Genomic DNA, 12,239 nt, shown 5'->3' with positions numbered 1-12,239 from the left:
CGGTCATCCCGCCTGGGTCTGCCCATGGTTTGAGGAGGAGCCACGATATCTTCGATCTGTGCCCAGCCGTCATCAGAAATCTCGTAACGTCCGACCATTGTTTTCCCCTATGCTGCTTTTGCATAGGTAAAGTTAGCAGATAAGGCTTTTCGTACAAAACCTAGATGACAGTCAGAAGCACGCCCTTCAACGCGGTCACCGCTCACAAGCAGTACAGCGAAATGACCGACATGCCATCCGCCCACAGCATAAAGGCGCATGATAAGTATCCTACGCGCTTATCCAGCGCTCCTGCGTCCCTTACCCTGCCGCGTCGCGATAAGGTGGTAAAGGGACGTCATTTAGCTGGTCCATTGACCCAGGCTCAATTAGATGAGTTTGAGCGACAGGGATTTTTATTTATCCCTGAGCTTATTAGTGGTGACGAGCTGGAGTCATTACGCCAGGAAATGAAGGCGTTAATGAACAACGATGAGTATCGTGACAAGGACTTCAGCATTACCGAGCCAGAGAGCCACGAAATTCGCTCGCTGTTTGCGGTACATTTGCTTTCTGAGCGCCTGGGTAATCTTGCACACGACGAGCGCGTAGCTGGGGCTGCCCGTCAAATTATTGGCGATGACCCCTACGTGCACCAGTCGCGGATAAATTACAAGCCAGGCTTCGCCGGTAAAGGGTTTAATTGGCACTCTGATTTTGAAACCTGGCACGCGGAAGACGGTATGCCGGATATGCACGCCGTCAGTGCTTCGTTGATTCTGACTGATAATCACGAGTTCAATGGCCCGCTGATGTTGATTCCTGGCTCGCACCTGCAGTTTGTGCCTTGCCTGGGTGAAACCCCAGAGGACAACCACAAAAGCTCGCTAAAAGCGCAAGAGGTAGGTGTCCCAAGCTCTGAGGCGTTAACGAAGCTAGTGGATGAGCACGGCATTGAAGCCCCAAAGGGTAAAGCGGGCGGCTTATTGCTGTTCGATTGCAACACGCTGCATGCGTCAAACGCGAACCTTTCACCAGATCCACGCAGTAATGTGTTTTTCGTGTTTAACCGCCCCGATAACCGCTGTATTAAACCGTTTGCGGCGCCAAAGCCGCGCCCTGACTTTCTAGCCCACGGGCTAGAAGGCCGCTAGCTGCCGGGGCGGATAGCCAGCAGCCAAGTAAAAAGCCAGCGTTAGGTTGTGGAACATACGTATAGGTGGGGTAGACTAATGCGCCTGTCGTTGCGAATGCGGCACGCATAATGAGAAGGAGAGTACCCGCCATGCGTTTTGTTCCACAATTTACCGATGGCCAGGAGTTTCCCCACGCGCTGGGTAAAGTCGTATGCGTCGGCCGCAACTATGCCGACCACGCCAAAGAGCTGGATAATCCTATTCCCAGTGAGCCACTGCTATTTATTAAACCAGCGACGAGCGTTGTTGATTTAACCAAGCCGCTGGATCCGCCTTTTTCTAGGGGTGATGTACATTACGAAGTCGAGTTAGCGCTTCTCATCGGTGAAACGCTTACCCATGCTACCCACGATGAAGCTGAGCGGGCGATTACCGGTATCGGTCTTGCTATGGATCTCACGCTGCGCGATGTGCAAACGCAGCTAAAAGAGAAAGGCCACCCCTGGGAAATCGCCAAAGCGTTCGATGGCGCTTGCCCGCTTTCGCCGTTTCTTCCGCTAAGCCGCGTACCTAACTGGAATGCGCTGAGTTTTACGCTGGAGCTTGATGGGGAGCAGCGTCAGCACGGTGAAGGCGCCGACATGATTTTTGCTATCCCTACCTTGGTAGCGGAAATGAGCCGCCACTTTACCTTGGAGCCAGGCGATATCATTCTCACCGGTACGCCTGCTGGCGTGGGTGTTTTGCCACGTGGTGCCAAGCTACGTTTAACGCTGACCGGTGGTCTGGACATTACCACTAGCGTGGTAGAGTGAGTCGCTAAGTGATGAGCGTGTGAGCGTTACCCCTCGACGCGCTAGCTAATTGAGCCACCCCATCAATTAGCGATAGAAAACGCCCCGGTGCTGTATCCAGCGCCGGGGCGTTTGGTTTTAAAGCGCGTTCTTGAAGGAGTACTAAGAGCGGTACTAAGAGCGGTACTAAGAGCGGTACTAAGAGCGGGTTGGGGCTGCCTCACTCCAAATACGTATAGCCCTCAAGTCCTTCATTTAAGCTAGCGGCAAAGTGTGCCTGCTCCTGGGGGGAGAAATTAGCCGCCTCAAGCTGCGCAAAGAGTTTTCGCTTAAGCACTTTAGCGTCAAAGTTGACGTAAGCCAGCACATCGGCAACTGAATCACCGGCCTGGGCGTTAGAGGTCACCCAGTTGCCATCGGCATCAAGCGCAGCATCAACCGAGTCAGTATCGCCAAATAAGTTGTGCAGGTCGCCGAGAATTTCTTGATAAGCCCCCACCAGGAAAAAGCCAATCCAGCGCTCATCTTCACTCTTCCACTCTGGTAACGGCAGCGTGCTTTCCACGCCTTGGCCATCCACATAGCTGTCGATACGGCCATCGGAGTCGCAGGTAATATCCTGGATAACGGCACGTCGCGTTGGCGCTTGATCTAACCCGCTTAGCGGCAGCACTGGGAAAATTTGCTCAATCCCCCATACGTCAGGCACCGATTGGAAAAGCGAGAAATTCACAAAAAGTTTGTCGGCCAGTTTTTCAGCTAACTCATCCAAAATTTCACGGTGAGCGCGGTTGCGGGTATCCAGCTGGCCCCGCAGCCTTGCGCAGGCAGCCATGTAGAGCCGCTCGCCTATTGCACGGGCGTTGATGTCGCTTAGCCCTAGCACAAAGCGGTCTTGAAGCTCACTCACGGCCTGCAGCAAGTCGTGCCATGCCTCTACGAGTACTCTCGGTTCTTGAACCTCGGCCAGCTGCTCAAAAACTCGCCACAGGGCTTCTACCTGTGGGTCATCCTGAGGCGTTCGCTCCGGGGGGGTATCATCGATACGCTCTTCGCCAATGACGTTGGTTACCAGTACTGCGTGGTGCGCGGTCAGCGCGCGCCCTGACTCACTGATCAAGTGAGGCTGGGGCAGGTTGGCTTCTTGGCACAGCTGGGCAAACGCGTTCACGACGTTACGGGCATATTCACGCATGGAGTAGTTGGCTGAGCAGTAGCTGCGCGAGCGAGTGCCCTCATAGTCGATGCCCAGACCGCCGCCCACATCCACGGTATCAATAGGCGCGCCCAGGGTAATCAGGTTCTGGTAGAAGCGCGCACACTCACGCAAGCCGCGTTGAATATCGCGGATATTGGCAATCTGAGAGCCAAGGTGGAAGTGAACCAGCTGTAGGCTTGCCAGGGCATCCTGGGCACGAAGCGTTTCCACAACCTCAAGAATCTGGCTCGCGGTCAGGCCAAATTTAGACTTTTCGCCGCCGGTATTTTGCCACTTGCCTTTGCCCACCGAGGCAAGCCGTGCTCGTAAACCAATGCGCGGCATAACATCTAGTTCACGGGCTTCTTCCAGAATGACCGTTAACTCAGAGAGCTTTTCAACCACCAGGTAAACGCGGTGCCCCAGCTTTTCGCCTAACAGGGCAAGGCGGACGTATTCACGGTCTTTATAGCCGTTGCACACAATCAGCGAAGAGCCGCCGTCTGACAGGGCAAGCACGGCCAGCAGCTCTGGTTTGCTGCCGGCTTCCAGCCCTACGCGGCCATTGCCACGCTCTGCGGTGGCTAAAATTTCCTCTACCACGCGGCGCTGCTGGTTAACCTTGATGGGGTAGACCGCGGTGTAGCCGCCCTGGTAATCCGCATCTTGCATGGCGGCATCAAAGGCGCCGCAAAGTTGCTCTACCCGATCGTGGAGAATGTCGCTAAAGCGTACCAGTACCGGCAAACGTAGCCCGGCTTTTTGAAGCTGGCGCACCAGACCGCTAATGGGCAGCGCAGGCCCTGCTGCATCGTTGCCAAGCGGACGTACTAACGCTTGGCCGAGATCGTCTACATCAAAGTAGCCGCTGCCCCACTGGTCAATATTCCACGTGCGACGTGCGCGAAGCGCGGGGCTGCTACTGGTGACCGTTTCGCTCATTAAGAAGCCTCTGGAAGCGGTAGCGCACCTAATAAGATGCGTGCCTTTAAAATAGTTCGAAAACGCGCAGGGTCGTGGGGCGTTAAGTCGTGGGCCGGCGGGTCCACATACACCACTAGCAAACGCGAAAGCCAGTAGCGTAGCGCCGTCATGCGCAGCATGGTTGGCCACAACGCTTTTTCATCGGCGGTGAGCGGTCTACGCGCCTGATAAGCGCTAAGAATCGCATCATGGCGCTCTACATTTAGCGAGCCATCCGCATTAGAGGCCCAGTCGTTAATCACAATCGCTAGGTCGAACAGCAAATCCCCGGTGCAGCCATTATAGAAATCGATGATGCCGCCCAGCTTATCGCCGTCGTAAAGCGTGTTGTCGCGGAATAAATCGCCGTGCAGCGCGCCCTGGGGTAGTTCGCCATGCTGGCTAAAGGCACTCTCGAAGTCATCCACTTCATCCTTCATCAGCGCCTGGTCTTCCGGGCTGAGGTAGGCGAGTACCTTGTGGTGTACTGCCCGAAGCCAATGCAGGTCACGGGGGTTCGGGCGCTGGCCTTGAAAGCGCTGAGACACCCCGTGTAAACGGCCAAGCGTGTCGCCCAGTACTTGGCACTGGGTGATGTTTGGTGCTTCAGGATGACGGCCTGGTAGGCGCGGGAACAGCAGCGCAGGCTTGCCCGCTAAACTGTGCAGCGCAATGCCTTCACGGTCGTGTATGGTGCCGGGCACCGGTAAACGGTGTTCATCCAGGTAATCTAATAAATCGACAAAAAACGGCAGCTCTTCATGCTCGCCTTGTTCAAACAGGGTTAGCACCAATTCGCGACGGTCGGTGGTGACAAAAAACGTCGAATTTTCCGTGCCGCCCGCAACACCCTGAAGTGAAACGAAGCTACCTACATCAAACTTTTCCAAAAACGCGGCGACCTGTGCGTCGCTAAGCGGGGTGAATACAGCCATTTGAGTCTCGCCCAGGTTGCTAAGCCCATTATTGTAGCGGCTTGCCGCGTCAGTTGGCAGCGTTGTTACGCTTTCAAAGCGGTTATTAGCAGTGGTTGTTTCTGCATCGGCTGCTATGAACGCGTATCATAACCGGCAGACTTTTTACCTGTTTTGCTAACAATGGAATTTGGTTATGGCCCGTGCCCCAATCGTGCTTGTTGATGGCTCTTCCTACCTGTACCGCGCGTTTCATGCGCTGCCGCCGCTAACCACCTCTAACGGACAGCCGACCGGTGCGGTGAAAGGCGTTATCAATATGCTGAAGCGGCTGATCAAGGACTACCCTGAAAGCCCCATGGCGGTGGTATTTGATGCGCCGGGTAAAACCTTCCGCGATGAGATGTACAGCGAGTACAAAGCGCATCGCCCGCCGATGCCTGATGAGCTGCGCAGCCAAATTAAGCCGCTGCACGCCTGTGTGAAAGCGCTGGGCTTGCCGTTGTTATGCATAGAAGGCGTTGAGGCAGATGACGTCATTGGCACGCTAGCGCACCAGGCAACGCAAGCGGGGCGCGATGCCGTCATTTCTACCGGCGATAAAGATATGGCGCAGTTAGTCAATAGCCACATCACGCTGGTTAACACCATGAAGGATGAAACCCTGGACGAGGCGGGTGTGGAAGAGAAGTTTGGCTTGCCTCCCGCACTGATTATCGATTTTCTCGCCTTGATGGGAGATAAGGTTGATAACATCCCTGGGGTACCGGGAGTGGGCGAAAAGACTGCTATTGGCCTGCTACAAGGCATGGGCGGTGGGTTAGACACTATTTATGGCGATTTAGAACGGGTGAAAACGCTCACCTTCCGGGGTGCGAAAACCTTGCCTAAGAAGCTAGAAGAGCACCGAGAACAGGCGTTTCTTTCGTATCAGCTGGCGACCATTAAAGTCGACTGTGATCTGCCGGTCGGTTTGGATGATCTGGATATCGCCCACCCTGACCGGGAAGCGCTGGTTGAGCTTTATAAAGAGATGGAGTTCCGCCAGTGGCTGAGTGAGCTGCTGGAAGGTAACGACGCAGGCGTGGATGACGTAAAAGGTGGCGAGCCAGTACCTGAAGGTAAGTATGAGAGTATGCCTGACGATAGCCCCGTCGCCGCGCCTGCTGAGCGTCACGACCACGTTATTGTTGAGCAGAGCGAGTTTACAACCTGGCTCGATCGCCTGAACCGCGCTGAGCGTTTCTGTTTTGATCTGGAAACCACCAGCCTCAACTACATGGACGCCGAGATTGTTGGTATTGGCTTGGCGCTTGAGGCTGGTGAAGCGGCGTATATTCCGCTAGCCCACGACTACCTGGATGCCCCCAAACAATTAGACCGCAAAGCGGCTCTGGCCGCGCTAAAGCCGCTGCTGGAAGACCCAAACAAAACCAAAATTGGCCAAAACCTGAAGTACGATATTTCGGTGCTGGCCAATTATGAGATTGCCGTAGTAGGGCCATTGGCCGACACCATGCTGGCCTCCTATGTGCTCAACTCTACCGCCACACGGCATGATATGGATTCGCTGGCGCTGAAGTATTTGGGCGAAAAGACGATTTCATTTGAGGACATCGCCGGTAAAGGGGCAAAGCAGCTCACCTTTAATCAAATTGCTCTAGAGCAAGCGGCGCCTTACGCCTGCGAAGATGTTGATATCACGCTACGCCTTCAGGAAATCCTGAGGCCCCAGGTCGAACGGGAAGGTCGCCTAGCCGACGTGCTGGACAACCTTGAGCTACCGCTGATCAACGTGCTGTCACGCATCGAGCGCAATGGCGTTGCGCTCGATGCTGAACGCCTACACGCGCAAAGCCAGCAGCTTGAAAGCCGTATTCGTGAACTGGAAAGCCAAGCGTTTGAATTGGCAGGGCGTGAGTTTAATCTAGGGTCGCCCAAACAGTTGGGGCAGATCCTGTTTGAAGAGCAGAAGATTCCGGTCATCAAGAAGACGCCGAAAGGGGCACCCTCCACGGCGGAGGCAGTGCTTGAAGAGCTGGCGCTGGATTACCCGTTGCCCAAAGTGATTATGCAGCACCGTGGCCTTGCCAAGCTGAAATCTACCTACACTGACAAGCTACCGCGCCTGCTCAATAAAGCCACTGGCCGGGTGCACACCAGCTACCACCAAGCGGTTACCGCCACTGGGCGGCTGTCATCGTCTGATCCGAACTTACAAAACATCCCTATTCGTACTGAAGAGGGGCGCAAAATTCGTCAGGCGTTTATCGCTCGCCCTGGCTACCGCATTGTCGCGGCCGACTACTCGCAAATTGAGCTGCGTATTATGGCGCATCTTTCCGAAGATAAAGGGTTGCTAGACGCATTTGCCGATGGGCGCGATATCCACACGGCCACTGCCGCGGAAGTCTTTGGTACCTCGCTAGACAAGGTATCAGGAGACCAGCGGCGCAGCGCCAAAGCGATTAACTTTGGTCTGATTTATGGCATGAGCGCCTGGGGGTTATCACGTCAGCTGCATATTGACCGCAACCAGGCGCAAACCTATATCGACCGTTACTTTGATCGCTATCCCGGTGTGGCCCGCTACATGGACCGTATCCGTGCACAAGCCGCAGAAGATGGCTTTGTGGAAACTGTGTTGGGTCGGCGCCTGTATCTGCCGGAAATTCAGTCGCAAAACCGCAACCGCCGTCAGGGTGCCGAGCGCACCGCGATTAATGCCCCCATGCAGGGGACGGCCGCTGATATTATCAAACAGGCAATGATCGACGTGGATGCCTGGCTGGCCGAGGGCGAGTTTGATGCGCTTATGGTCATGCAGGTACATGATGAGCTGGTGTTTGAGGTGGCCGAAAAACAGGTCGATGCGTTTATCGAGCAGGTGCAACAACGCATGCAGGGAGCAGCAGAGCTGAAAGTGCCGCTGATTGTGGAGGCAGAAAGTGGTGCTAACTGGGATGAGGCACACTAGCCTTTCAACACACCAGGCCCTGGGTAATCGCTAGGCATAACGCAAATCACCCGCAGCTAAGCTGCGGGTGATTGTTTAGCGTTGGACTATCCTAATCCTGCGCCTAACGATAGGCGGCTAGGCTTAGCGCCAATCAACACGGTCAAAAATGCGAATTGCTTCCGGGTTGTTTTCACCCAGGATGCTGATGTTGATATCGTCTTTAGCAAAATCGCCCCATGATTCTAGTACCGGGTTTTTCTTGATGCCTCCAACGACTGGGAACTCGTAGTTACGCTCAGCCAACACTTCTTGCGCGCTTTCTGACGCTAAGAACTCCAGGAAGCGAATGCCGTTTTCTGCATTCTGGGCGTTAGCTACTAGGCCTGCACCACCAACGTTAATGTGGGTGCCGCGGTCGTCCTGGTTGGGGAAGATGACCCCCACTTTGCGTGCCGCTTCACGGTCGGATTCGCTATCCGAGTGTAGTAAGCGAACGTAGTAGTAGTGGTTGGCAATCGCTAGGTCACACTCGCCACTGGCAACCCCGAGGATTTGGTCGGTATCGCCACCTTCAGGAGAGCGCGCTAAATTGCTCACAATACCCTTTGCCCACTCTTCTGCACCCTCTGCGCCGTGGTGCTCAATCATTGAAGCAAGCAACGACTGGTTGTAAATATTGTTCGATGAGCGGATACAAACCTGGCCCTCAAACTGGGGGTCGGCTAGGTCTTCATAGCTAGCGACGTCGCTGGGGTCAAAATTTTCGCGGTTGTAAAAAATGACCCGTGCACGCTGGCTGAAGCCAAACCACTTGCCTTCCGGGTGGCGCATGGACTCGGGGATGCGCTCATTAAGTTCCTCAGAATCAACGGCTTGGAAAAGACCGTCTTGCTCGGCACGCCAAAGACGACCTGCATCCACTGTCAGCATTACGTCGGCGGGGCTGGCGATGCCCTCGCGGCGCATGCGTTGCATCAACTGGTCAGAGTCACCTTCCAGTACGTTCACTTTAATACCGGTTTCTTCTGTGAACGCACTATAAAGAATCTCGTCTGAGTCGTAGTGGCGCGCTGAATAAATATTGACCTCATTGGCCAATGTACTACTAGCGAAGGCAGCGCCCGCCATGATGGCAGCGACAGAGACGGAAAGGCGTGTTTTGTTCATTAAAATACCTCTGAATGCTTATGAGAATAAGTTGCATTATCGTGATGGGTATTCAAGCGCTTCTTAGCGTCGGCGTCAAGCTAAATGGTAACTAAAATCATTCAATGTATGGATGAGGCGTGCATCTCATCGCAATAGAAATTAGAATGCAAATAACTTTCAACCGTGTTCGTAACTGTATTGCGTTAGCAATACGATGGTCGAACGAAACGATGGTCGAATAAAGCAATGGTGAAAAAATGACGGCAACTGTGTCACTTACCGATGTTGCGGCCCCCGCACCGGCCCTGTCTCTGCGAGAGGTCCATCATACGTTTGCGACTAATCAAGTCGTCAAAGGGATAGATTTAAACATCGCCCCAGGGGAGGTGGTTTGTCTATTGGGGCCGTCGGGCTGTGGGAAAACCACCTTGTTGCGCATTGCTGCGGGGTTGGAAGTGCTACAGGACGGCGCGGTTAGCCTGGATGGAAATCCCATTGCTGCGCCCGGTAAGCGCCATGTGCCGCCGGAAAAGCGTAATGTCGGCCTCGCCTTTCAAGACTCGGCGCTGTTCCCGCACTTAAGCGTGCTGGAAAACGTTACCTTTGGCCTTAAACACCTGCCCAGCCGCGAGCGCCGCGCGAGGGCGGTAGAGTTGCTTACTCAGCTGGGTATGGCCAACTACATTGAAACTTACCCGCATATGTTGTCGGGTGGTCAACAGCAGCGCGTGGCGCTGGCGCGCGCCTTGGCACCTACGCCAAAGTTAATGCTGCTGGATGAGCCGTTTTCAAGCTTAGATGCCCGGCTGCGGGATCGCATTCGCGACGATACGCTTCACGTGCTTAAGAAGTTGGGGTCTGCCACCTTGCTGGTTACCCACGATCCTGAAGAAGCCATGTTTATGGCGGATCGTATTGCGCTGATGCGTGATGGCAGAATTATCCAAACCGGCACCCCGCGTGAGCTTTATTGCGCACCGATTGACCCGTTTGTGGTGACGTTTTTTGGGGAGGTTAACGAGCTAAGCGGCACGGTTCACGATGGCAAAGTGCAGACCCCGGTGGGTGCGGTAGACGCCAGTTGGCTGGAGGAGGGGAGTAAAGCGCAAATCATGATTCGCCCCGAAGCGCTGCGCATTAAAGAGCGCGACCTACCTGCTGAGGCCCACAGCCACAGCCACGTGGTGATGGCAAAACTGCTGGGCCGTACTAGCTTAATTCACCTATGTGCCCACTGCGAAGATGGTCAGGAAGCGCACTTACACGCCCGCGTGCCCGGGGTGTTTCTTCCCCAGGAGGGCCAGCCGATTGATATCGACTTGGACCACTCCCAGGTGTTTGTCTTTCCTCGCTAACCCATTCTACTGGGCTACCCAGCCCACATTACTCAGCTTGGCTGCCGGGCCGTGCCCGGCGCATTGCCAAGCTGAGTAGTATGACCGGCAATATCCCCACCACCACAATGGTAAGTGACGCCGTGGATGCTTCTGCTAAGCGCTCGTCGGAGGCTAGGCTGTGGGCGCGCACGGCTAGCGTATCGAAGTTAAACGGACGTAGTATCATCGTAGCGGGAAGCTCTTTCATCGCGTCTACGAACACTAAAATACCCGCCGCCAGCAAGCTGCTGCGCATTAAGGGAGTATGTATCTTGCGCAGCGTGCCGCCAGCGGTCTGACCCAAGGTGCGCGAGGCCGCGTCCATACTCGGCGTGACTTTCCCCAGGCTTGCTTCTACGGCATTGAACGACACCGCTAAAAAGCGTACTACATAGGCATAAATTAAAATAAACGCCGAGCCGCTAAACACCAGGCCGATGATTTTTCCGTAGTGCTCATGTAGCCAAGTATTAAGGGTGTTATCCAGCCAGGCGAAGGGAATCAAGATCCCCACTGCCACCACCGAGCCTGGGATCGCGTAGCCCATGGCGGCCACGCGGGTGAACAGCCGGGCGCTTGCTGAGTTGTGCAATCTAACGCCGTAGCTAAGTAGCACCGCCATGCCCACCGCGATTAAAGCCGCCACCAGTGAGAGGCTTAGGCTGTTGGTGGCGAAGCGAATAAAGCGGGTACCAAATAGCGTGTCGCCCTGGTGAATGGCTAAATTCAGCAAGATGCCGCTGGGCAGTAAAAAGCCGATCACGATAGGCAGTAAACACACCATGGTTGCGCCAAACGCACGCCAGCCGCGTAGCTGGTACTCTGGCAACTGCTGGTAACGGTTGGTGGTGTGGAAATAGCGGCGTTTACCACGGGAGTAGCGCTCAAGTAGCACCAGCACAATCACAAAGGTAAGCAGACAAGCCGCCAACTGAGCGGCAGCCACCGGTTCACCTAAGCCAAACCATGTTCGGTAGATGCCGGTGGTAAAGGTATCCACGCCAAAAAACTGCACGGCGCCAAACTCATTGAGTGTTTCCATCAGCACCAACGATACTCCGCCCACTAATGCGGGGCGCGCCAGCGGCAGGGCAACGCTACTAAACAGATGCCATGGGCCGCGGCCTAACGTGCGGCCCACATCCAGCACGCACACCGACTGTTCAAGAAAAGAGGCGCGTGCGAGCAGGTAGACGTAGGGGTAGAGCACAAAGGTGATAAGTGTGGCGGCCCCGCCTAGCGAGCGTATATTGGGAAAGTAATAATCGCCGAACTGCCAGCCAAACCACTCGCGCAGCGCGCTTTGCAGCGGCCCCGCTACCTGCAAAAAGTCAGTGTAAGCATAGGCGATCACGTAGGTGGGTACCGCCAAGGGGAGCAGTAAGGCCCACTCAAAGATCCTCTTGCCAGGGAAACGGCACATTACCACCAGCCAGGCAGAACTAGCGCCGATAATCAGCGTACCCAGCCCTACCCATAGCACCAGCCAAAAAGTATTAGAGAGATAGCGGGGAAGCACGGTGCTGGCAAGATGCTGCCACACGCCCTCCGTGGGTACCAGGATATGCCCAAACACCACGAGGATAGGCAATGCCACCGACAGGGCTATTAAAAATAGCGCAATCGACCAAGGGTTTAGCGAGAGCGTAAAACGCGAGGCCAATCCTGAAAGTAGAGCCAGCGGTGAACGGCGAGCAGGTAGCGACACGTCGTTGTCTCCTAGGTCGAGGCGGGCAATGACCGCATTGCAAATGCGAACGTCAATGCGAAA

The 12,239-nt window shown here is 55.0% G+C and carries 8 protein-coding genes; 4 read left to right on the top strand and 4 right to left on the bottom strand.

The annotated features are described in order from the left end of the window. The first annotated feature begins 221 nt into the window (after window positions 1-221). Both thpD and MOY_RS09830 read left to right on the top strand, forming a co-directional pair. Entirely contained in the window at window positions 222-1,133 is a 912-nt protein-coding gene (gene thpD, locus MOY_RS09835) for an ectoine hydroxylase (protein ID WP_009099194.1), read from the top strand. A 131-nt stretch (window positions 1,134-1,264) separates the two neighbouring features. Then, on the top strand, window positions 1,265-1,930 hold the full coding sequence (locus MOY_RS09830; protein WP_009099193.1) for a fumarylacetoacetate hydrolase family protein: 666 nt from the start codon (window positions 1,265-1,267) through the stop codon (window positions 1,928-1,930). Window positions 1,931-2,129: 199 nt separating this feature from the next. On the opposite strand, the gene speA is transcribed toward MOY_RS09830, so the two are convergent. Together speA and MOY_RS09820 are read right to left on the bottom strand one after the other, a co-directional pair. Beyond that, window positions 2,130-4,049: a biosynthetic arginine decarboxylase gene (gene speA, locus MOY_RS09825; RefSeq protein WP_009099192.1), complete on the bottom strand. Its 1,920-nt coding sequence runs from the start codon at window positions 4,047-4,049 to the stop codon at window positions 2,130-2,132. Further along, on the bottom strand, window positions 4,049-5,005 hold the full coding sequence (locus tag MOY_RS09820; RefSeq protein ID WP_009099191.1) for a homoserine kinase: 957 nt from the start codon (window positions 5,003-5,005) through the stop codon (window positions 4,049-4,051). The genes speA and MOY_RS09820 overlap by 1 nt, the downstream gene beginning before the upstream one ends. Window positions 5,006-5,180: 175 nt before the next feature. Between MOY_RS09820 and polA the strand changes: the two genes are divergently transcribed. Continuing rightward, window positions 5,181-7,961 (top strand): DNA polymerase I, encoded by a 2,781-nt coding sequence (gene polA / locus MOY_RS09815; RefSeq protein WP_009099190.1) that lies wholly within the window; start codon window positions 5,181-5,183, stop codon window positions 7,959-7,961. Between the two features lie 123 nt (window positions 7,962-8,084). On the opposite strand, the gene MOY_RS09810 is transcribed toward polA, so the two are convergent. Continuing rightward, entirely contained in the window at window positions 8,085-9,110 is a 1,026-nt protein-coding gene (locus MOY_RS09810) for a Fe(3+) ABC transporter substrate-binding protein (protein WP_009099189.1), read from the bottom strand. A gap of 239 nt (window positions 9,111-9,349) precedes the next feature. Here MOY_RS09810 and MOY_RS09805 point away from each other — a divergent pair, with 239 nt between their 5' ends. Beyond that, complete coding sequence (locus tag MOY_RS09805; protein WP_035540541.1) at window positions 9,350-10,447, top strand: ABC transporter ATP-binding protein; 1,098 nt, start codon at window positions 9,350-9,352, stop codon at window positions 10,445-10,447. A gap of 28 nt (window positions 10,448-10,475) precedes the next feature. On the opposite strand, the gene MOY_RS09800 is transcribed toward MOY_RS09805, so the two are convergent. Further along, window positions 10,476-12,176, bottom strand: coding sequence for an ABC transporter permease (locus MOY_RS09800; RefSeq protein WP_009099187.1), 1,701 nt, complete (start codon window positions 12,174-12,176; stop codon window positions 10,476-10,478). Between the last annotated feature and the right edge of the window lie 63 nt (window positions 12,177-12,239).

It is taken from the genome of Halomonas sp. GFAJ-1 (genome assembly GCF_000236625.2).
GTDB lineage: Bacteria > Pseudomonadota > Gammaproteobacteria > Pseudomonadales > Halomonadaceae > Vreelandella.
Note: the sequence above shows the minus strand (reverse complement) of the source record. Positions and strands in the feature narration are given on the sequence as shown.

What these genes read in the sequence shown, in the direction of transcription:
- thpD (WP_009099194.1), top strand. Translation starts at nt 222, where the DNA reads ATGACCGACATGCCATCCGCCCACAGCATAAAGGCGCATGATAAGTAT.
- MOY_RS09830 (WP_009099193.1), top strand. Translation starts at nt 1,265, where the DNA reads ATGCGTTTTGTTCCACAATTTACCGATGGCCAGGAGTTTCCCCACGCG.
- speA (WP_009099192.1), bottom strand. Translation starts at nt 4,049, where the DNA reads ATGAGCGAAACGGTCACCAGTAGCAGCCCCGCGCTTCGCGCACGTCGC.
- MOY_RS09820 (WP_009099191.1), bottom strand. Translation starts at nt 5,005, where the DNA reads ATGGCTGTATTCACCCCGCTTAGCGACGCACAGGTCGCCGCGTTTTTG.
- polA (WP_009099190.1), top strand. Translation starts at nt 5,181, where the DNA reads ATGGCCCGTGCCCCAATCGTGCTTGTTGATGGCTCTTCCTACCTGTAC.
- MOY_RS09810 (WP_009099189.1), bottom strand. Translation starts at nt 9,110, where the DNA reads ATGAACAAAACACGCCTTTCCGTCTCTGTCGCTGCCATCATGGCGGGC.
- MOY_RS09805 (WP_035540541.1), top strand. Translation starts at nt 9,350, where the DNA reads ATGACGGCAACTGTGTCACTTACCGATGTTGCGGCCCCCGCACCGGCC.